Source organism: Pseudobutyrivibrio xylanivorans (assembly GCF_010906925.1).
Classification (GTDB): Bacteria; Bacillota; Clostridia; order Lachnospirales; family Lachnospiraceae; genus Pseudobutyrivibrio.
Window position 1 is genome coordinate 430,503 of record NZ_VTVE01000002.1, and the last position, 20,028, is coordinate 450,530.

General features: G+C 36.5%; 22 protein-coding genes and 2 pseudogenes. 7 read left to right on the forward strand and 17 right to left on the reverse strand.

Features of this window, described 5'->3' with window-relative positions:
- The first annotated feature begins 128 nt into the window (after positions 1-128).
- Genes F0Q01_RS08755 through F0Q01_RS08770 form a run of 4 tightly spaced genes read left to right on the forward strand, consistent with a single transcriptional unit; the run spans position 129 to position 3,533 of the window.
- Positions 129-827 carry a response regulator transcription factor gene (locus F0Q01_RS08755; protein ID WP_090488215.1) on the forward strand — a complete coding sequence of 233 codons (699 nt, stop codon included), beginning with the start codon at positions 129-131 and terminating at the stop codon, positions 825-827.
- A gap of 4 nt (positions 828-831) precedes the next feature.
- Entirely contained in the window at positions 832-2,178 is a 1,347-nt protein-coding gene (locus tag F0Q01_RS08760) for a sensor histidine kinase (protein WP_090488218.1), read from the forward strand.
- Between the two features lie 27 nt (positions 2,179-2,205).
- A complete protein-coding gene (locus F0Q01_RS08765; protein ID WP_090488220.1) occupies positions 2,206-2,943 on the forward strand; it encodes a LytR/AlgR family response regulator transcription factor in 738 nt (245 codons plus the stop codon).
- A gap of 14 nt (positions 2,944-2,957) precedes the next feature.
- On the forward strand, positions 2,958-3,533 hold the full coding sequence (locus F0Q01_RS08770) for an accessory gene regulator B family protein (protein ID WP_090488222.1): 576 nt from the start codon (positions 2,958-2,960) through the stop codon (positions 3,531-3,533).
- Between the two features lie 21 nt (positions 3,534-3,554).
- On the opposite strand, the gene dnaB is transcribed toward F0Q01_RS08770, so the two are convergent.
- Genes dnaB through F0Q01_RS08785 form a run of 3 tightly spaced genes read right to left on the reverse strand, consistent with a single transcriptional unit; the run spans position 3,555 to position 7,407 of the window.
- Positions 3,555-4,904 carry a replicative DNA helicase gene (gene dnaB, locus F0Q01_RS08775; RefSeq protein WP_205467967.1) on the reverse strand — a complete coding sequence of 450 codons (1,350 nt, stop codon included), beginning with the start codon at positions 4,902-4,904 and terminating at the stop codon, positions 3,555-3,557.
- Positions 4,905-4,909: 5 nt separating this feature from the next.
- Positions 4,910-5,356, reverse strand: a complete 447-nt coding sequence (rplI, locus tag F0Q01_RS08780) for a 50S ribosomal protein L9 (RefSeq protein WP_090153109.1) — start codon at positions 5,354-5,356, stop codon at positions 4,910-4,912.
- On the reverse strand, positions 5,353-7,407 hold the full coding sequence (locus tag F0Q01_RS08785) for a DHH family phosphoesterase (RefSeq protein ID WP_090153111.1): 2,055 nt from the start codon (positions 7,405-7,407) through the stop codon (positions 5,353-5,355). Before F0Q01_RS08785 ends, rplI begins: the two co-directional genes overlap by 4 nt.
- 266 nt (positions 7,408-7,673) lie before the next feature.
- Between F0Q01_RS08785 and F0Q01_RS08790 the strand changes: the two genes are divergently transcribed.
- Both F0Q01_RS08790 and F0Q01_RS08795 read left to right on the forward strand, forming a co-directional pair.
- Positions 7,674-8,780, forward strand: coding sequence for an ABC transporter ATP-binding protein (locus F0Q01_RS08790; protein ID WP_090153115.1), 1,107 nt, complete (start codon positions 7,674-7,676; stop codon positions 8,778-8,780).
- 160 nt (positions 8,781-8,940) lie between these two features.
- Positions 8,941-9,837, forward strand: coding sequence for a PucR family transcriptional regulator (locus F0Q01_RS08795; protein WP_090488225.1), 897 nt, complete (start codon positions 8,941-8,943; stop codon positions 9,835-9,837).
- 47 nt (positions 9,838-9,884) lie between these two features.
- Here the strand turns inward: F0Q01_RS08795 and F0Q01_RS13880 are convergent, their stop codons facing one another.
- The 10 genes and pseudogenes from F0Q01_RS13880 to F0Q01_RS08840 all read right to left on the reverse strand — a co-directional run bounded on the left by F0Q01_RS13880 (position 9,885) and on the right by F0Q01_RS08840 (position 13,954).
- Positions 9,885-10,142: a hypothetical protein gene (locus tag F0Q01_RS13880; protein ID WP_242941852.1), complete on the reverse strand. Its 258-nt coding sequence runs from the start codon at positions 10,140-10,142 to the stop codon at positions 9,885-9,887.
- A gap of 60 nt (positions 10,143-10,202) precedes the next feature.
- Positions 10,203-10,253 (reverse strand): annotated as a pseudogene (locus F0Q01_RS14020) (hypothetical protein); the annotation flags it as partial.
- A gap of 72 nt (positions 10,254-10,325) precedes the next feature.
- Positions 10,326-10,586, reverse strand: coding sequence for a hypothetical protein (locus F0Q01_RS08805; protein ID WP_090488227.1), 261 nt, complete (start codon positions 10,584-10,586; stop codon positions 10,326-10,328).
- Between the two features lie 24 nt (positions 10,587-10,610).
- Entirely contained in the window at positions 10,611-10,850 is a 240-nt protein-coding gene (locus F0Q01_RS08810) for a hypothetical protein (protein ID WP_090488229.1), read from the reverse strand.
- Between the two features lie 24 nt (positions 10,851-10,874).
- Positions 10,875-11,096, reverse strand: a complete 222-nt coding sequence (locus tag F0Q01_RS08815; RefSeq protein WP_090488231.1) for a hypothetical protein — start codon at positions 11,094-11,096, stop codon at positions 10,875-10,877.
- A complete protein-coding gene (locus F0Q01_RS08820; protein ID WP_090488233.1) occupies positions 11,089-11,574 on the reverse strand; it encodes a hypothetical protein in 486 nt (161 codons plus the stop codon). The genes F0Q01_RS08815 and F0Q01_RS08820 overlap by 8 nt, the downstream gene beginning before the upstream one ends.
- Positions 11,575-11,577: 3 nt before the next feature.
- Positions 11,578-11,802, reverse strand: coding sequence for a hypothetical protein (locus F0Q01_RS08825; RefSeq protein WP_090488235.1), 225 nt, complete (start codon positions 11,800-11,802; stop codon positions 11,578-11,580).
- Positions 11,803-11,896: 94 nt separating this feature from the next.
- Positions 11,897-13,066 carry a M56 family metallopeptidase gene (locus tag F0Q01_RS08830; protein ID WP_090488237.1) on the reverse strand — a complete coding sequence of 390 codons (1,170 nt, stop codon included), beginning with the start codon at positions 13,064-13,066 and terminating at the stop codon, positions 11,897-11,899.
- Entirely contained in the window at positions 13,063-13,467 is a 405-nt protein-coding gene (locus F0Q01_RS08835) for a BlaI/MecI/CopY family transcriptional regulator (protein ID WP_090488239.1), read from the reverse strand. Before F0Q01_RS08835 ends, F0Q01_RS08830 begins: the two co-directional genes overlap by 4 nt.
- Before the next feature lie 133 nt (positions 13,468-13,600).
- On the reverse strand, positions 13,601-13,954 hold the full coding sequence (locus F0Q01_RS08840) for a hypothetical protein (RefSeq protein ID WP_242941853.1): 354 nt from the start codon (positions 13,952-13,954) through the stop codon (positions 13,601-13,603).
- Between the two features lie 39 nt (positions 13,955-13,993).
- Between F0Q01_RS08840 and F0Q01_RS14025 the strand changes: the two are divergent.
- A pseudogene (locus F0Q01_RS14025) lies at positions 13,994-14,239 on the forward strand (helix-turn-helix domain-containing protein); the annotation flags it as partial.
- 75 nt (positions 14,240-14,314) lie between these two features.
- Here F0Q01_RS14025 and F0Q01_RS08850 read toward each other — a convergent pair.
- From F0Q01_RS08850 to F0Q01_RS08865, 4 genes are all read right to left on the reverse strand, one after another.
- Positions 14,315-15,484: a galactokinase gene (locus F0Q01_RS08850; RefSeq protein WP_090488242.1), complete on the reverse strand. Its 1,170-nt coding sequence runs from the start codon at positions 15,482-15,484 to the stop codon at positions 14,315-14,317.
- Positions 15,485-15,536: 52 nt separating this feature from the next.
- The gene (locus tag F0Q01_RS08855) at positions 15,537-16,061 is read right to left on the reverse strand and encodes a DUF6106 family protein (protein WP_090488244.1); all 525 of its coding nucleotides are present in this window, start codon (positions 16,059-16,061) and stop codon (positions 15,537-15,539) included.
- Between the two features lie 104 nt (positions 16,062-16,165).
- On the reverse strand, positions 16,166-19,183 hold the full coding sequence (locus F0Q01_RS08860) for a glycoside hydrolase family 2 TIM barrel-domain containing protein (protein WP_090488246.1): 3,018 nt from the start codon (positions 19,181-19,183) through the stop codon (positions 16,166-16,168).
- Between the two features lie 20 nt (positions 19,184-19,203).
- Complete coding sequence (locus tag F0Q01_RS08865; protein ID WP_090153371.1) at positions 19,204-20,016, reverse strand: carbohydrate ABC transporter permease; 813 nt, start codon at positions 20,014-20,016, stop codon at positions 19,204-19,206.
- Positions 20,017-20,028: the final 12 nt, after the last annotated feature.

Below are 20,028 nucleotides of genomic sequence, written 5' to 3' on the forward strand. Positions count from 1 at the left end.
ATGTTTTTAGCATATACCCCCATCCTTACATTACCTTTCTCTCTACCTTACTTTTACCTAACTTTTTAGAATTTATGTATAAAGCAACACTATTTATGGTATAATCCAAGCCGAAAGGTAACATTTTTATGGATACGTATATTTATTCGAAGAAAATTTTAATAGTGGATGATGAACCTGCCTTACTTAATATGGTTAAGAACATATTGGAGGAGGCAGGGTTTAAGAATATAGTTTTAGCAGGAACAATGGCTGAGGCGCTAGCAAAATTTCAGTCAGAGTTTCCAGATATGGCTGTTCTTGATGTTATGCTTCCAGATGGGGACGGTTTTACACTTTTTAACCAGATTAACGCAATGTCAAAGATTCCTATCATTTTTCTAACGGCAAAGGATGCTACAGATGCACGGCTGACAGGTCTTGGTCTTGGAGCGGATGACTATATCGTAAAGCCATTTTTGCCACAGGAGCTGCTACTTCGTATATGCGCAGTTCTTAGACGTTCCTATAAGGACGATTCACCAGTTATTACTTTAGATGCATGTCAAATAGATTTTGAAAGAGCGGAAGTTATAAAGGGGGAAGAAATAATCCCTCTTACAGCAAAGGAACACATTTTGCTAAAAACTCTTGCAGATAATTCCGGAAGAATAGTTACTGTGGATTCTATTTGCGAAGCTCTTTGGGGAGACAATCCATTTGGTTATGAAAACAGTTTGAATACCCATATTCGTAGAATTAGAGAGAAAATAGAATCTAATCCTTCTGCACCTGTTTCACTTCTTACGGTAAAAGGATTAGGTTATAGGCTTATTATAAAGGAATAAATATATGAGACCTTACCTTAAGTATATTTCTAAACAGTTTTCTAGATTAATCCTTCTTTTATGCGCATTAGTTGTCATAAATATTATTATTTTTATTACTAGTTTCTATAAAATCGTAAATACGGATTATGCCGAGTCTTCACCTTTACAGGTTCTATCAGCTATTCAAAGCGATTGTAATGTCTCTGGTATTTCTGATTCTGCAAAAAATATCCTTAACAAATATAATATCTGGGCTATCTATCTGGATTTGGAAGGTAATGTGGTCTGGAACCATCATGCTCCAAGTGATATTTCCGATAAATATTCCATAAATGATATAGCAGTAATCTCAAAAGGGTATTTAAATAATTATCCTGTTTTCATACATACAAATGATGATGGATTATTGCTTCTTGGCTACCCAAAGGATAGCTATGTTAAGTTGCAATCCAACTTTTTTTCTATACGTGCAATTAAAAGATTTCCTATTTTTTTATTAGTTCTTTTACTATTTGATCTTGCAATAATTATCCTTATATACTTGCATTCAAAAAATAGGTTCATATCAAAGATCAACCCAATTATTGAAGGTATTGAGTCTTTAGCCGCTGGCAAGACTATCAACCTTGAAGAAAAAGGTCAACTTTCAGAAGTGGCTGAATCCGTCAATCGTGCTTCCTATGTCATCAATCGACAAAACGAAGCTAGAGTAAATTGGATTTCCGGTGTTTCTCATGATATACGCACTCCACTATCTCTCATACTTGGCTATTCTGATAAGATTAAAAATCAACCACAAGTTAATGATGAGATATTAAAATATGCTGATATTATCGGGCAGAATTCTATTCGAATAAAAGATTTAGTTGCTGACTTGAATCTATTCTCAATGCTTGAATACAATATGCAGCCTCTGGAATTATCGCATATACGGATTTCAAAATTGCTTCGTTCCTTTGTGGCTGATAAAATAAACGAAGGCCTAGACGCTCCTTATTCTATCTCCCTTGAAATAGATCCTTCGGCTGAGCAATTAGAATTTGATTGTAATGAGAGACTTATAGAACGAGCTCTTTCCAACCTTGTAAACAACAGTATTAGACATAATCCAAATGGCTGTGATATTACTGTTGAATTACATTCAAATAAGGGCAAGCCACAGATTATAGTTACTGATAATGGTGTAGGTGTTTCAAGAGAGTTTGCGGAAGCTCAAAAGAAACCACATTATTTTGAAGCATTAGATGAAAGACTTGATTTACGTCATGGACTTGGCTTGATTATTGTTAAACAAATAACTGAAGCTCATGGTGGCACTGTAGATACACCGGAAGTATCTACAGGATATAAAACCATCTTATCGTTTTAGTTTTCTTTAGTAAGGGAGGATACAATAATGTTAAATATAGCTATTTGCGATGATGATACTGCCTTTTCTTCTCAAATTGAAGACATCATCTTATCTCAATGTGACGAGAAAAAAATTAACGCTGAAATAGAAGTTTTCACTGACGGGTATTACCTTTTAAAATCATTTAAGCAAGGAATGTCTTACAATATTATTTTTCTCGATATTGAAATGGAAAAACTTGATGGGCTTGCAACAGCAAGAGAGATAAGAAAAATTGACTCTTCTGTTCTTATAATCTATATCTCTGGCTTTGATGATTATTTAAAAGAATTATTTGAAGTAGAACCTTTTAGATTTATTTCAAAGCCCCTAGATAAAGATAGGCTGATTAGATACTTTGATGAGGCCTACAAACGAGTTCAGGATAATGAAGAATATTTCCAATTCTCATTTAACAAAGAGCTTAAGAAATGTCCTTTGCGAGACATCGTTTATTTTGAAAGTAATAATCGTACAATTTACATTCATTTGTATGATGGCACCACCACATATTTTTATGGCAAGCTAAAGGATGTTGAGGAAAAATTGGAAGGCTCCAAGTTTGTTTTCTTGCGACCTCACCAATCCTATTACGTAAATTACCATTATATTAAAAAACTGAATTTTTATTATATTACTCTCGGTTTTCGTGATAAGGATATTGAATTAAAAATAAGTGCTGATCGTCAAAAGGCTATAAAAGCTGCTGTTTTAGAGCTTGCAGCTAATAAGATGTCTGTTTAATTAAGGAGGGCTCAATGGAAAAACTTGCTATTAAACTTACAGATTATCTTCTTTCAAAGGACACCATCTCAGAAGAGGATTATGATATCTACCTTTATGGATTTACTTGCTTTTTAGAAATAAGCATCAGTTTTATCACTTGCTTTATTATAGGTATATTCCTTGGTATGTTTTTTGAGTGCATCCTGTTTTTTTGTATTTTTATGCCCCTCAGGTCTTTGGCAGGTGGACTTCATCTTAATAAATTCATCCACTGTTATTTAATGTCCTGCTTAATTTTGACAGGATCCCTGTTGCTGGTTAAGTATTTTTCTGTTCCAGATTACATATCTCTTATTGGATGTATCCTATTACCTATAATTCTTTTTATTATTGGACCTATCAATCATCCAAATAGACCTGTTACAGAAGAAGAGAACTCTATTTTTAAAAATAAAACAAATATCTACCTAGTACTTTGCATTCTGCTTTCTATTATTCTATATCTGACCAAAACAAGCAGATATTTATTCCTTGAGTTTATTACATTTGCTGTTTTAATCATCAGCTCTTTAATACCAAAGCTTTTTCCTCAAGTACATAAACAGTAAAAAAAGAGTAGAGCCTGCGCTCTACTCTTCTCTATTTGCATATTGACTTCTATCTCTGTTAGCGAAACGAGTGTATTCTGGAAGCCATGTAAGCTCAATGGTTCCGATAGGACCATTACGCTGCTTAGCTACGATGATTTCTGATACACCCTTCATCTCAGAATCATGGTTATAGTAATCATCACGATAGATGAACATAACCACGTCCGCATCCTGCTCGATGGCTCCGGACTCACGCAAGTCAGACATCATAGGTCTATGATCTGGTCTCTGCTCTACTGCTCGAGAAAGCTGTGATAGTGCGATAACCGGAACATTAAGCTCACGGGCAAGAGCCTTAAGAGAACGTGAAATCTCAGAAATCTCCTGCTGTCTACTCTCTGACTTACCAGAACCTGTCATCAACTGTAAGTAGTCGATGATGATAATGTTAAGTCCCATCTCCATCTTATATTTACGACATTTACTACGCATCTGGCTAATGGAAATACCAGGGGTATCGTCGATAATCAGCTTGGAATTACCAATCTTACCCGCACCCTCAACAAGATTCTCCCAATCGGCTTCCTGAAGGTTACCTGTACGGAGCTTTTGGGCATCTACTCGCGATTCAAGTGCGAAGAGACGGTTAACCAGCTGCTCCTTTGACATTTCCAGAGAGAATATTGCTGCACACAAATGCTCATGAATAGTAATGTGCTGTGCCAAGTTCAAAACAAATGCTGTCTTACCCATTGAAGGACGGGCTGCAATAAGAATCAAATCAGATGGCTGTAGGCCGGCTGTCTGTCTATCAAGGTCAATAAATCCTGTAGGAATACCTGTAACAACGCCCTTTTGTTTTGAAGCCTGCTCGATTTTAGCAATGGCATTCATAACAACCTGTCTGATTGGAACATAGTCTGTCTCACCGCGATTCTGAACAAGAGAAAAGATATCCTTTTCTGTCTGATTCAAAATACTATCAACGTCCTCTGTACCCTCAAAGCACATGTTTTCAATATTCTGATTAACTTTTATTATGTTTCTAAGTAATGCCTTATCCTTGACGATGTTGGCATAGTTTTTAGCATTAACTGTTGTAGGAACAGAAAGAATCAAATCCTGTATTGCCTCAAGAGATGCAATCTCTGGTCCTACGCCCTTTTCCCTAAGCTTGTTCTGTAGAGTAACTTCATCAACAGGCTCACCTGCATTGTAAAGCTCTACGATAGCCTCAAACAAAGCGCCGTATTGCTGATGATAAAAGTCATCTCTAAGAAGAATCTCAGAGCACTCTACGATAGTGTCTCTGTCACTGATCATAGAACCAATGACAGACTTCTCAGCTTCTATGGAATTAGGCATCTGTCTGCGAATAACATCTTCCATTATCCTTATTGTTCTCCCACGTGTACTCTAAGTGTAGCTGTAACCTTTGGATGAAGCTTAACCTTTACCTCGTATGTTCCAAGTGATCTGATTGGGTCATCCATCACGATTTTCTTTTTATCGATTTCTTTATTGTATTGCTTCTTAGCTGCCTCAGCTATTTCCTTTGAAGATACAGAGCCAAATGTTCTTCCGCCCTCTCCAGTTTTGATTTTAGTCTCTACTTTCCACTCTTCGATTTCCTTAGCAAAAGCAACTGCTGCTTCATAATTCTCCTGAGCAACTTTTTCATCATGCTTATTCTGAAGCTTTAAATCATTAAGTGCTGCATTGGTAGCTTCTACACCAAGCTTTTTCTTGAAAAGCATGTTTCTTGCGTAGCCTTCACTTACCTCAACTACCTCTCCCTTTTTGCCAAGGGATTTAACATCTGCAAGTAAAATTACTTTCATAGCTTTATTTCTCCTTCTTCAAGCATCTTATCAATTGTCTCCTCAAGGTCTGCTCTAACCTCTTCGATTGTCCTATTCTGAATCTGAGCTCCTGCAATATTCACATGGCCACCACCACCAAGGCGTGTCATGATACTCTGCACATCAATCTCATCGATTGAACGGGAGCTGATAAATATCTTGTCCATGAATTTTGTAAGTACAAAGGATGCCTTGATTCCTACTATATTAAGTAGCTCGTTAGCAGCCTGAGCACCAACTACTGTAGGCGATTCTAAGTTGCCATCTGGCTCACACTCTGCGATAGCAAATGCATCGTGATAAGTGGTAGCGTTTCTGACAATCTCAGCTCTTGCTTTGTATGTCTCCATGTTCTCACGGAGCATCTTTCTAACTCTAGTAACCTCTGCGCCATTACGTCTTAAGAATGCTGCCGCCTCAAAAGTACGTACACCAGTCTTAGTCATGAAGTTGTTGGTATCGATTAAGATACCAGCATAAATACAATCAGCCTCTGTTGGGTTGATATTAATCTTGTCTGCAAAATACTGAAGCACTTCCGCAATCATCTCACTGGCTGATGATGCGTATGGCTCAATATATGAAAGAATTGGATTCTCAATAATCTCTTCCACCTGTCTATGATGGTCGATAACAACGATATTTTTATTCTTATATAGTAGGCCTGGACACTCAACGTAGCTAGGTCTATTGGTATCAACTACCATTATGAGTGTATTGTCGTTGCAAATATTAAGAGCCTGCTCCGATGTGATGAACATATCATCCGGATACTCATCCCTGCTAGTAAAGCTTTCAACTACAGGTCTCATGGCACCTGTAATGGTATCTATAACAATATTAACCGGCTTGCCAATCTCACGACCTGCACAGAACACACCTACAGATGCGCCAAGACAGTCAGCATCTGAAAGATTGTGACCCATAACAATAATTCTATCTCTAGACTCCATGAGCTCACGAAGGGCCTGAGCCTTAACTCTAGCCTTAACTCGTGTGGTACGCTCTACTTCCTTACCATGAGTACCATAGTATGAAACATTCTGACCATTTTTAACTACTACCTGGCAACCACCTCTTGCAAGAGCAAGGTCGATAGCCATGTGTGCGTACTGAGCCTTTTGAGTGTAATCATCACTGCCAAGACCGATTCCAAGGCTGACTGTGATGTCTTTATCGTTACCCATTTTAATAGTAGTAATATCCTCTACAATAGAGAACTTATCATTTTCAAACATCTCTAAATACTTGTGCTGGAAAATAATAAGGTATTTGTCCTTCTCAAGACGTCTGACTACTGCTTCTGCCTCGCCAAAATACTTGTTAATCTTTCTATCTAATAATGCAAGAAGCATCGAACGCTTAGCATTTTCAACCTGATCAAATACTTCGTCATAATTATCTACATATAATAGAGCCATGACCATTGCCTGGTCGTTAATCTTGGCCTTAGTAGCCTGGATATCTGTCTCGTCAAATAGGATGATTGCTACAAGTCCATCAGCACTCTCATCCATCTCTGTAGCCATAGCTCCTGAAAGTGGCTCGCTGACATCAAGTCTCTGAAGACATGCAAGGTACTTTCTCTCATTGTACTCAACATGAATGTCAAAGTTGTCTTCCTTGGCATGCTCAATTCCCTCACGAGTAATCTCTGAGAAAATGCTGGTAATCGACTTGTTGTATGTCTTGCTCTTGTCAACCAACTGACAAAATTCCTCATTCATCCACATGACTCTTCCGGTGGAATCCAAAAGAACATAAGGAAGCCTAAAGTTCTTAATGAGCTCCTTTTGAACTGTGCCATAGTGAATAGCATATTCTACTATTGTGTTTTTAAATGATTTGATATTTGCTCTGTAATAAATAAAGCAAAGAATGCCATAGATAACTACAAATGCAGTCATAATCTCTGCTATTTTAGTATCTACGAAACTAAGTACGATACAACCTATTAAAAATATAATAAGCATGTATAGAGGAAATCTGAGATATCGCCTTAAACGATTCCTATATTTTAATGCTTCCATAAATAATTCTCCCGATGGTTATTCCAATCTAACACTTTTGTCATTATATCATATTCATTTCTAAATTATATATTTTTATATCCAAGTATAGAATATGTGCTTAATTCCATACATGCTGGTTTGTGCACATTTTACAATGGGTTGGTAAAATACCGAAAGGCTCCTTCTATTTTTGGTTATTCTAACATTGTTCACATTTTCTTCATTTTTTATAATCGTAGATAGTTAAGGGGTAACCCAATATTTAAAAGAGAGGATATTTTATTATGGCAGACATTTCATTAAAAAACATTAATAAGAAATACCCTAACGGCTTCCATGCTGTAAAGGATTTCAATCTCGAGATTCAGGATCAGGAGTTCATCATCTTCGTAGGTCCTTCTGGTTGTGGTAAGTCTACAACACTTCGTATGATTGCAGGTCTTGAGGAGATTACATCTGGTGAGCTTCTCATCGATGGCAAGCTTATGAACGACGTAGAGCCAAAGGATAGAGATATCGCAATGGTTTTCCAGAACTATGCTCTTTATCCACACATGACAGTTTATGATAACATGGCATTTGGTCTTAAGTTACGTAAGGTACCAAAGGATGAAATCGATAGAAAGGTTCGCGAGGCAGCTAAGATTCTTGACCTTGAGAAGCTTCTTGATAGAAAGCCAAAGGCTCTTTCAGGTGGTCAGAGACAGCGTGTTGCTATGGGTCGTGCAATCGTTCGTAATCCTAAGGTATTCCTTATGGATGAGCCTCTTTCAAACCTCGATGCTAAGCTTCGTGTTCAGATGAGAACTGAGATTTCTAAGCTTCATGATTCACTTGGAGCTACAATGATTTACGTTACACACGATCAGACAGAGGCTATGACACTTGGTACAAGAATCGTAGTTATGAAGGACGGTGTTGTTCAGCAGATCGATACACCAGCTAACCTTTATCAGAAGCCATGCAACCTCTTCGTTGCTGGATTCATCGGTTCTCCACAGATGAACTTCCTTGATGGTAAGCTCAATGATGATTGTACTTCTATCCAGGTTAACGGTGCTACACTTCAGGTTCCTACAGCTAAGGCTAAGGCTCTTAACGAGAAGAACTACGGTGGTAAGGAAGTTATCCTTGGTATCCGTCCAGAGGATATTCACGATTCTCAGATCTTCGTTGCTACACAGTCTTCTTCAGTTATCGAAGCAAAGATTTCTGTATACGAGCTTCTCGGTGCTGAGGTTTACTTATACTTTGATTATGCTGGAACTCAGGTTACAGCTAGAGTTGATCCTCGTACAACTGCAAGAGGTGGTGACACAGTTCAGTTCGCTCTTGATATGGAAAAGGCTCACTTCTTCGATAAGGAAACAGAGCTTACAATTACAAACTAATAAGAATATTAAGGCTGGATGCGTAAATCGCATCCAGTTTTTTTATGGCCATTTTTATTTGACCAACATTTATCCCTTTTCAGATGAAAATGATTTTTCCTTGTATTATAATTATGTTTACTTACTTAAGAAGATTTCTATTTATGGGGAATATTGTTTTATGAACTTCGAAGAAAAAAAAGATAAACTATTAGAGCAATTAAATAGAGCTACTGGCATTAATTTTGAGATTTCTGATACGGGTTTATCTGACGAGGAAACCTTAAATAAGCTAAAAGAAATGATTATTCATTTTAATGCTGTAGATTCTAAGAGCGGACTATACCGTCTCTATCTTAGAGGGGAGCTTGCCTACTCTGACGCTGTTTCTTCTCTCCACAGATTTCACATTGAAGAAAATGGTATACGCCAGGTTTTCTATCTTGAAAGCCAAGCAGACTACACTAAGGAAGCTGTATCTCTGCTAAAGAGTCTTCTTCCTGATTCCAAAGATGTGGTCCTTGAGGTAGATAACAAACACATCGTAATCATAATAAATTACGAATCTATTCCTTCTAAGGAAGAGATAGTACAAATTGCTAACTCATATTTAGATATGCTTGAGGCTGAGGCCTTTACATCCTTCAAGCTTAGCTATAGCAAGTCAGTAAATACCTTCAAAGAATTACCTGCTTCATACAAGGATAGCATCCTTGCAATGAACATCGGCAACACATTTAACTCTAATGGTCGCATATACTGTTATGACGACCTGGGACTTGGCCGTCTACTTTATAATATTCCAGAGGAAGAAGTTGAAGCTTATTTAAACAAGCACATCAATATCGACCTCTTATCTCAAATTGACGAGGAGACTTTGAACCTTTTAGACTCATTTTTCGCAAATGATCTCTCTCTCGCCGAGACCAGCCGTAAGATGTTCATTCACCGTAACACACTCATCTATCGCCTAGATAAATTCGCTGATTTAACCGGCTATGACGTCCGCAAGTTCTCTGACGCTATAACAGTCAAGATATCTCTAATGCTATATAACTACATAAGAACTCAAAAATAGAATCAAAAAATCCATCCTAACCATTTCTGGAGGATGGATTTTTCATGTTACGACTCTTTTTTATTACTTTTTTTAATTGGATACCTTGCTATTACAAATAGAACTACTAAGTAAGCTACCAGTAGCAGCAATTTGTACCTTCTGCCTATATATACTCCAATGAAATACCTAATATCGACTGATAACAGCATATCTATTATCACCACCATAAAGCCTAAGAGTATCCATAAACCCAATGCTATGGTTTTTATCATTTTAGATTTATGTCTTGCTTTCTTTTCTTCTTCACTTTCACCCTGAAGCATTAATTCATCAATAGGTACATTTAAAACATTTGATAAAGCCTCAAAAAGATTTATATCAGGAAAGCATTCTCCACGTTCCCATTTTGATACAGCTTTATCTGTTACGTTTATTTTTTCTGCTAACTGTTTCTGTGTTAGATTTTGCTTATAAGAGCCACCTCATAAAAGGCAGCTCTTTTTTGTTTATTTAGGTCCTATTATGTTTTGCATTCCTCGCATTCTCAATTCTGCATCGCAAGACTCCTTGAACGCTTGCTGATCCCCATCACCGGAATTAACTGCATCAGAAACATCTCTTGGCGGATTTTTCCCATGAAACTTCCTTTCAGGAATCTTCCCCTCCAGTTGCTTCTTATAATCAGCATCTTGATAAATCCTTATAATAACAGGTATTAATATCAGTGCAGCAAATATGACTATTAATGCTACTATTGCTTGATTCATAGAAATCCTCCCCCATTATCGACACTATAAAGTGTGAGATATTTCATTTTTAGTTAAGATTTCCTTGGATGCTTTTTCAATTTCTAGACCTTCATTATAGGCTTCATTCAAAGGTTCTTTTCCCTTGTATTCTCTCATTGGTCTCTTTCCAGAAATCTGACGCTTGTAATCTATATCAGATATCAACTGTATTGCAGCATATATAACAACACTTAAAAGTACTATAATTCCTACTATGATTAATATTGCCTTATAAATTATCATTTGCTTTCCTTTTATATTTCATATCTATACAAAATCATGACTCACATTCGCGGTAATCTTTCCCGATAACGATCCATTTGTTGCTTTATAAGTTGCCGACGAATTACAGCCTATAATTGAACCATGTCCATATTTTTCTGAACCCCAATTTATATCATATGAAACATCATTTTTGTTAGGGTGATAAGTTTGACCTTTAGCCGTTATTTCCAATGTTCCACCCCAATATACTTCTCTATCAGTCAAAGTTGTTGAACCCCTTAATTGAGACCATATATCCTGCTAAAATAAATATAAGAATCAAAATCGTGTTTAATTCCGATTTTGTATAATCATAGAGACGTACATACAGTTCGCCGCAATTATTTAAATACTCTGAAGGTATAATCATTCTTCCTGTAATAGAATTTATTATTCGTCCAGAAGAAATTAATACTATGTATATAGCTACTATCAAAAATAATATTTGAAAACACTTTAATAATAATCCAAATACATTCTTACTTTTTAGTATTTCATTTCGAATTCCTGATATACCTCCAATTTCTCTCCCCATAATAAATGTTAAATAAGGAACCAAAATAATATTTATTACGGGTGCAAATATTGGCATTCCATATTGTTTTTGAATTACCTTTGCTTCACTGTATGATAATATCTCTAAAACAACTATTAATAGTAAATAAACCATGAGTTTTAAACTATTTTCTTTTCTTATATTCATTTCTTAACCAACCCTTTTCCACTCATCATCAATCCAAACATTATTGGCTTGATCCCACCTTCTTACATATTTGACCCCGTTTACATATTTGACCTTTATTACTATATCTGTAACTGTGATATGGCATTCTCCTGTATTTACTTCTTCAACCTCACCTACTATTGGATATGAAGCCGTTATGGTTAATACAAACATGCAAGATATAACAACTTGTTTTAGTCGTCTCATAATAATCCCCCTTTCTATTATCTCTTATTGATTATCATTATAGTATAACCGTTAAATGTGTCAACAAAAAAAGTAAGAGATTTCTCTCTTACTTTTAAACATTATGTTTTTCTTTTATTTGTGTCCCATTATATGTGTAGTACGTCAATTCATCTTTATTTATATCAAATAGCTTTTTTCCATTACAAAATAATGACTCTTTATAGAATAGAGAATAGTTACCCTCCTTATCCTTTAATATATAGGAATTATATCTATTTATCGATAACACATCTCCATCATAATATCCAAAATCCTCTTCTCTTGGATTATATTTTGCTTGAACTACAAAGCCATACGAAATGGCCAGGAACAAACAAAAAGTCATAGCTATAATTATATTATTTCCTACCGACTTCTTTCTTTTAAAAGAAGAAATAGCTTTAAATCTCTCATATAATTCATTAGCCTCTCCATCTGCTAGTGCCAACATCATTTCTTGTTTCTGTTCATTTTTCCTGTTATATTCCTGCAATATTGTTTCCAAATATTCTACTCTATTGTCATGAATATCATTTTTTATCACCCTCATATCGCAGCATATTTCTAAGCTTTGATTTATATTTTTTTGTAAAAATATGATTACTGGATTCCACCAATATATTTTACAAATAATATTTATTGCACATTTTATAAGTGGATCATTGTTTTTTAAGTGTTCAAACTCATGCTTTAAAATTATTTCTAATTCTCGCTCCGAGTAAGCCACATTTGGAATAGCAATAATTCTCTTGAACACACCCATACAGCACGGACTATCAATATAATTTACCTTTACTATTTTTGTATGAATTCTTTTTGAGTTAGTATCAATATATTTTTTTGCATCAAGATATTCATCATTATTCCAAAAAATAGTATGAATTACATTATATTTTTTTATGTATACTTCTATTTTTATGATTGCTATTATTATCCAAATACATATTAGTATATCTATAAATGTATAGTTTAATCCACCAAAAAATATAATATGTTTTTTTAAAAAACTATTTGCTTGATTCCATATAATCCCCCCTGAAACCGGTCTTGTAAGTCCTTCAATTTCTATAGGAAATAGCACTCGTAATAAACATAGTGAATATAACAATAGAAAAATTTTAGGATTTATTATATCAAAAAATCTATCTTTTTTTCTAAATACGTATAGTAAACACATCATGATTGTTGATGCAACAGATGCTTGCATTATTGAATTTACTGAAACACTATATAATGTAATCATTTTTCGCCTTTTAGCTGATTTATCACTTCTTCCAATTTAGATATTACTTTCTGATTCTTATCCTTTTCCTTTAGTTTATTTGCTCCAATAAATGATGCTGTTAATTCTGCAATTGCATCACTGCCAAACCCCTTATTAATTAATAATCCAGCATAATACTCTTCTTTTGTTATACTCGGAACTAGCCTTCTTGCATATGTTTTTGCCGCTTTTTCAAAGCTATCAATTTCCAAATATCCTTCTTCCGATAATGCTTGTACAATTTTATATACAGTTACATTACTCCATCCTTCCTCACTCAGTTCACTCGCCATTTCATTTGGAGTCATAGGTTCTGCTTTTTTCCATAAGAAGTTCATTAATGCTTCTTCTCTTGTTTTTAGCTCTCTTCTTTTTTTCATTTCTGCCCCTTTTTTATTATCCTATTTTTATATTCGTTGTAATTATTATATATCTACTATATTTCTCGTACAACAAAAAACCACCCTCACCAGTTTGGTTAGGATGGTTTTTTGTTGTATATTTTCCTTTTACTTATTTGAACAATACATTATTAAGAACAGCCTCTAAGTATTCTTGGCGTCCTGAACCTGGTAACTCTGGTTTTTTCATCTTAAGTGCGTAATCTGAGCATTCTTGAAGTGTAGTGCTCTTATCACGAATCTTCTTGCCAATTCCCTCCTGGAAGCTTGAATACTTCTCTTTTACAAAGTTATCAATTCTTCCGTCTTCAATAAGCTCAGCTGCTTTTATAAGTCCCAGAGCAAATGTATCCATACCAAGAATAAATGCATGGAACATATCCTCATATGTATAGCTTGGGCGACGATTCTTAGAGTCGAAATTAAATCCACCAGTTAGGCCGCCTGATTTGAGTACTTCATACATAGCAAGTGTTGCGTGGTTCGCCTCTAAAAGGCCCGCAGCCTTTTACTGACCACGGACCTTACTTTAATTGATATAAGTATTTCTTGCGGATTCTCTGATCCAAAATATTTAAACAAAGCATTTAGGAAAATGTACAACTGTTTATCAAGAGAATATCGAATTTCCTTTGATAATCAAAAACTAGTTGTACAGCAATCCTCTATGCTATCTACGCAAAATATATTGTCGAATCCTACTAGTCTATTGCTATTAGACAAATATGTTATTTCTTCTTCAGATATTTAACAAGCTTTACTATTCCAAATATTAATAGACCATAGAATGCTATATATCCTAATGCAAAGGCCATTACCATTCCTCCTAAGATATTCTTTTTGCTCCATCGCCTATATCGACAACGTAGAATTCTGCATCAAGGTTGTATTTCTCCTTGTAGGCCTTACCTACTACATTCTTGAAATTATCAACTGCGTCATTTTCAACGATGGCTACTGTACAGCCTCCAAATCCGCCTCCAGTAATGCGGGCTCCTATAACGCCTGGAACTGACCACTCTGTCTCCACAAGGAAATCTACCTCCTCGCAAGAAACTTCATAGTCATCTCGAAGCGACACATGGCTTGCATTCATAAGCTTGCCAAATGTGGCGATGTCGTTATTATTAAGAGCCTCTACTGCCTTAATAGTGCGCTGATTCTCAGCTACTGCATGCTTAGCTCTTCTGTAGCAAACTTCGTCCTTGATGGCTGAGCCGTATTTCTCAAACTCCTGGTCAGTTAATTCTCCCAGTGTATTGATGCCACAAACTGTTTGAAGATCTGCAAGTGCCTGAGCGCTTTCATTTCTTCTATCGTTATAGGCTGAGTCTACAAGTGAATGCTTTACCTTGGAATTGGTGATTACAATCTTCGCATTTGGAAGTTTTACGCTGGCAAATTTATAGGATAAATCTGCACAGTCAAGGAAAATGGCGTGGTCTTTTTGTCCCATTGCTACCGCAAATTGGTCCATTATACCACAATTGCATCCGTTAAAATTGTTCTCTGAGTACTGTCCTACGAGAGCTAAGTCCACCTTAGACTTATCTAGTCCAAAGAAATCATTTAAAACAGTACCAGTAAGCACTTCTAATGAAGCTGACGATGATAGGCCTGAACCGTTGGGAATATTGCCCCAAACACACATTTCAAAGCCTGATTTAATTTCGCAACCCTTCTCAATTAGAGCCCATACAACTCCTAGAGGATAGTTTGCCCAGTGATATTCGTCCTTGTTTGTAAGGTCATCAAGACTGCTTTCGATTACACCAACATTTTCAATGTTTGCAGAATAGAGCTTTATTACTCTGTCATCACGCTTTCTTGCTACTGCGTATGTTCCAATGGTAAGTGCACATGGAAATACATGGCCTCCATTGTAGTCAGTGTGCTCTCCAATGAGGTTCACACGGCCTGGAGCAAAGTAAGTGCGTATATCGCCGCCTGCTCCGAACTTTTCCACAAAAATGCTTTTTAATTCTTTCTCATTCATTATTCTTCTCCTTCTATACCATCTGGTCTATCGACCATATCCCCCGATGGTTTTAAGCATAGATCTCATGCTTATTATATTTTGACATAGCATTAAGCAACTTCTCAGATGGATTGAATATTACCTTGAAATCGTATCCTTTTGCCTCGCTGTGAGCCACTAAGATGTAAACTTTGTCATCTTCCTGATTGCTTGAACAGTCATAAGTCTTAAGGTTCACATGGTCATATTTAAGAGATTCGTTAGTTCCAACTGCTGCAACTAGCTTTACCTCGCTTGGCTCAATACTAACTACCTTTTTACGCTTTTCATTGTTGATGATTTTAGCTATCTCAAGACTGCCGTTTGTATAATCATATTCATACTCAATATTCTTATAGCCTAAAATCCAACAATATGACAAACCTGCTACTATAGTCAAAATAGCTAATATAGTCTTTATAATTCCCGTAGTAGAAATCATTGCCACACAAAACAGAAGTGTAGCTGCTAAAAGGCAAAGTTTCTTAGCCTTCATCGCTCCAGACTCAACTACTTTAACTGCCTCTTCTACAAAAGTATCGTTTGATTCAAACATATTCATCCCTCCATATAATAACTGTCTAACCAGATGTAGTTCCTTATAGGTGATTACATGGTAATACCCCATAAAGTAAAAAACCAGTCGACAATTATTATACCTTAGATACCCTTAAAACTAAAGGAAATCTCCATTTTCTTGCTGTTATCAAGCATGAATTCTGGATGAGTCTTTGCACCCCATGTATCATCACCTGCGACACCCATTTGCTTGCCTATTCTCACATGGGTAAAATGTATAGGAGGAAGTTCCGTATGGTGCTTTGCCTCTTCAATTTCATTAACAGAATAAGGAAGGGCTGACAGTCCATTATTATTTGCAACAAATACTATTCCATCACCCTTTTCATCGGATATCTTTGCATATCTCACTTTCTGGTGATTGCCACATTCTTGAGGAACTAAATATTTGGCCATATTGTCTGCTACCTTGTTTGTAAAGACACCTATTTTAGCATGGTCCTTGTCTAAGTATGTCTCCATCGGTCCCTTGCCATACCACTCAAGGTTCTCGAGAGATGCATCCAAAGTAAATGCCATAGAAAGCTCTGGTAGTTCACCTACATCATCTGATTTATCTAGAATCAATCTACAATCTACAAAGCCATCTGGGTTTATCAAATATTCAACCTTGCACTCATGGGCTGGTTTTGTAGGAAGGTGATAAGTATAAGCTACTTTTATTTTGCTACCCATCTCCTCCACCACTGGCCTTTCCTGTATCTTCTCATCCATTACAGCAGTAGATATGTATTTGCTTGCAAGCTCCCATTGACCTGCTCTAAATGGAAGCTGATTTGCCAAATCATTTTCCGTCATAGGGCGCCAAAAATTTGGAAGTACAGTGCGCTTTAATAGCTCTTTCCCGTTGTACTTGTATGATGTTAAGCCCTTTTGGTTGTCAAAAAACACTTCAAAGTCTTGGCCCTTAACACCAATATTATGAAATCCCTTTATTATTGTTAAATCACCAGCCTTTTTCATAGGCACTCTAAATTCACCTATTGTGGTCTGGCCAAAGGCTATTTCATGGCCAGCTTTTGCCCACAAAGTATCCTCAGGAAGCACAAAAGAGAGTGTCACCACATACTCATTGTCATTAGGTAAATCCAATTCCACCGGATAATCAACTGCTTCAAGAGGTGGACAATCTATCCTTATCTCGTCTTCTGCTACAAGCTCGCCTAGGCATTCTATTGTAAGAATTCCTATATATTCATTTGTATTAGTAAATAGGTTTCTGTTTTCAATATGCGCTTTATTTCCAGCAAATGAAATCATTATATTCTGGTAATTATATTTCACTTCCTGCATCTTTGGGCTAGGACTTCTGTCCTTGCTATAACACAGACCATCTCCTGAAAAACTTCCATCATTTGGCCTGTCATCAAAATCTCCACCATAGCCTTCGAATTCCACACCTCTGCAGTCCTTTGTGGTTATGGCCTGGTCGATATAGTCCCAAATAAAACCACCCTGGAATAATGGTTCTTCATATGCAAGCTCTGTGTACTTACTCATTGCTCCACAACTATTTCCCATAGCATGCATATACTCGCAATTGATGTATGGCTTATCTCTATGTGTTGATAGCCATTTTTTAATATCCTTAACAGGAGCATACATTGTAGATTCCATGTCGGAAATATCTACACGTCTGTCATTGAACACTCCCTCGTAATGAACCAGTCGACCATTGTCCCACTCATGGAACTTATCCTGCATTTTGCGCAGATTGGTTCCACCATAGCTTTCGTTTCCAAGAGACCAGATCAGCACACATGGGTGGTTCTTGTCTCGTTCAAACAAACTACGGGCTCTATCAATTACATTTTCAGTGTACTCCGGTCTATCTCCTGGAACTGCATAGCTGTCATCCCTTGCCTTAAGAATCTGGATAGGAACCTGCCATGTACCATGGGTCTCTAAATTGGTCTCATCAATAACGTATAGTCCAAATATATCGCAAAGCCTATAGAATGCTGTCTGATTAGGATAATGACTGGTGCGCACTGCATTTATGTTGTTTTGCTTCATAGTGATGATATCCTTTAAAATATCACCTTCTGAAAGAACGCGGCCTGTTGTAGATGAAAATTCATGGCGATTTACACCCTTGAACACGATGCGCTTTCCATTAATGTGCATCATATTGTTCTTCATCTCAAATCGTCTGACTCCTACCTTTTCTTTTACTACCTCATTAATACGTCCTGTCTCACCAAAGACATTTATCTGCAAATCATATAGATTAGGCTGCTCTGCACTCCAAAGCTTTGGTCCACGTACATGAATCTCAGTATGATTCATTCCCTCTGACAATTGGGTCTTGCTAAGGATTTCCTCCTCATCATCAGAAACAGTAATTTGAGCCATTCCTGACCCAATTACCTCCATATCAATTACTAGTGTTGCGTCCTTATATTCATCATCAAGTAAAGTCTGGATTCGAATATCTCTTATATGTGTAAGTGGCACCGTATAAAGATACACATCCCTAAATATACCTGAGAATCTAAAGAAATCCTGATCCTCACACCAGCTGCCTGCAGTCCACTTAAACACTTGCACAGCTAATTTGTTTTCCCCTTCCACTATAAAAGGGGACAAATCAAATTCTGCCGGTGTAAAGGAGTCCTCGCTATAACCCACATATTTTCCATTGAGCCACAGTGCAAAGCCACTTTCTACTCCCTGAAATGAAATATAAACTGGTCTATCCTTCATATAATCAGGGACATCAAAATATTTCACGTAGTTTGCAACTGGGTTTTCTTCTGTAGGAATCTCTCCTGGCTCTATCTCCTCATGGCCGTCCCATGGATACTGGGTATTCACATACATTATTTTGTCATAACCTTCTAGCTGTATGTGGGCTGGCACTTTAATGTCATCCCATCCCTTGCAATTACGGTCCATTTCAAAAAATGTCTTGTCACAGCAATCATAGTTTTTTGCGTATTCAAACTTCCAGATGCCATTAAGAGAATATTTGAAATCAGACTGCTCCCCGTAAGAATATCCTTCATTGCTATAAAACTCATGATCAGAATGAGGATTCAATCTGTTTTGCATGTATATAGTTGGGTCTTTTACGATTGAATATTTAAATTCAGACATGTGGTTTCCTCTTTATCTTTTTATTTAACCGAACCTGTAATACCTTCTGCAAATTGTTTTTGCAATATAAAGAAAATAATCATTGTTGGAAGAGAACAGAACAATACTCCAAGCATTGTCATGCCGTAATCTACTGTGTATCCGCTAGTGATATTTGCGATAAACATTGGCATTGTCTGTGCTCTATTATCAGTCATTACTACCTTTGGCCATAGATATGCATTCCACGCGTTCATAAATGATATAACACCAGCTGCTGCATAGATTGATTTCTGAACTGGCATATACATTTTGAAGAAAATCTTCCACTCAGGAAGTCCATCAATTCGAGCTGCCTCCATGATGTCAGGTGGGAAATTACGGGAATTCTGCCTGAACATCATAATCATAAATGGAGTAGATATTCCTGGAAGAATAAATGCCCAAACTGAATTCAAAAGCTTAACCTTTGATATCAGTACAAAAAGTGGAACCATTGTTGCCACTGCTGGAACCATCATAGCAAGAAGGATTATTCCAAAAAGTCTATCCTTGTGTTTGTCATGATAGAGCTCAAATCCGTATCCAGCTAAGGAACAGATAAACAATGTGAAAATAGTCTGTACTGTAGCATAGAGGAATGAATTTCCCAAACTACTCCAAAGTGTTCCCTGTACTGCGTTTCTCAAGTGCTCAAAGTTGATTAATAGCTGATTTCCAAATGCAATAGAACCTCTAGCCACATTAAGTGATGTGTTAGTAGCCGCTGCAATCATCCAATAAAGTGGAAATACAGATATTAATGAGCAAATAATTAAAAATATGTATGTAGGAATAAGCCTACGTTGTACCATTGATTTATTATT

Bases quoted from the DNA above. Each gene is read 5' to 3' on its own strand.
- F0Q01_RS08765 (WP_090488220.1), top strand. From the start codon at position 2,206: ATGTTAAATATAGCTATTTGCGATGATGATACTGCCTTTTCTTCTCAA.
- F0Q01_RS08790 (WP_090153115.1), top strand. From the start codon at position 7,674: ATGGCAGACATTTCATTAAAAAACATTAATAAGAAATACCCTAACGGC.
- F0Q01_RS08850 (WP_090488242.1), bottom strand. From the start codon at position 15,484: ATGAATGAGAAAGAATTAAAAAGCATTTTTGTGGAAAAGTTCGGAGCA.
- F0Q01_RS08840 (WP_242941853.1), bottom strand. From the start codon at position 13,954: ATGTATGAAGTACTCAAATCAGGCGGCCTAACTGGTGGATTTAATTTC.
- dnaB (WP_205467967.1), bottom strand. From the start codon at position 4,904: ATGGAAGATGTTATTCGCAGACAGATGCCTAATTCCATAGAAGCTGAG.
- F0Q01_RS08795 (WP_090488225.1), top strand. From the start codon at position 8,941: ATGAACTTCGAAGAAAAAAAAGATAAACTATTAGAGCAATTAAATAGA.
- F0Q01_RS08760 (WP_090488218.1), top strand. From the start codon at position 832: ATGAGACCTTACCTTAAGTATATTTCTAAACAGTTTTCTAGATTAATC.
- F0Q01_RS13880 (WP_242941852.1), bottom strand. From the start codon at position 10,142: ATGCTTCAGGGTGAAAGTGAAGAAGAAAAGAAAGCAAGACATAAATCT.
- F0Q01_RS08860 (WP_090488246.1), bottom strand. From the start codon at position 19,183: ATGTCTGAATTTAAATATTCAATCGTAAAAGACCCAACTATATACATG.
- F0Q01_RS08755 (WP_090488215.1), top strand. From the start codon at position 129: ATGGATACGTATATTTATTCGAAGAAAATTTTAATAGTGGATGATGAA.
- F0Q01_RS08865 (WP_090153371.1), bottom strand. From the start codon at position 20,016: ATGGTACAACGTAGGCTTATTCCTACATACATATTTTTAATTATTTGC.
- F0Q01_RS08830 (WP_090488237.1), bottom strand. From the start codon at position 13,066: ATGATTACATTATATAGTGTTTCAGTAAATTCAATAATGCAAGCATCT.
- F0Q01_RS08805 (WP_090488227.1), bottom strand. From the start codon at position 10,586: ATGAATCAAGCAATAGTAGCATTAATAGTCATATTTGCTGCACTGATA.
- F0Q01_RS08770 (WP_090488222.1), top strand. From the start codon at position 2,958: ATGGAAAAACTTGCTATTAAACTTACAGATTATCTTCTTTCAAAGGAC.
- F0Q01_RS08785 (WP_090153111.1), bottom strand. From the start codon at position 7,407: ATGGAAGCATTAAAATATAGGAATCGTTTAAGGCGATATCTCAGATTT.
- rplI (WP_090153109.1), bottom strand. From the start codon at position 5,356: ATGAAAGTAATTTTACTTGCAGATGTTAAATCCCTTGGCAAAAAGGGA.
- F0Q01_RS08820 (WP_090488233.1), bottom strand. From the start codon at position 11,574: ATGAATATAAGAAAAGAAAATAGTTTAAAACTCATGGTTTATTTACTA.
- F0Q01_RS08855 (WP_090488244.1), bottom strand. From the start codon at position 16,061: ATGTTTGAATCAAACGATACTTTTGTAGAAGAGGCAGTTAAAGTAGTT.
- F0Q01_RS08825 (WP_090488235.1), bottom strand. From the start codon at position 11,802: ATGAGACGACTAAAACAAGTTGTTATATCTTGCATGTTTGTATTAACC.
- F0Q01_RS08835 (WP_090488239.1), bottom strand. From the start codon at position 13,467: ATGAAAAAAAGAAGAGAGCTAAAAACAAGAGAAGAAGCATTAATGAAC.
- F0Q01_RS08810 (WP_090488229.1), bottom strand. From the start codon at position 10,850: ATGATAATTTATAAGGCAATATTAATCATAGTAGGAATTATAGTACTT.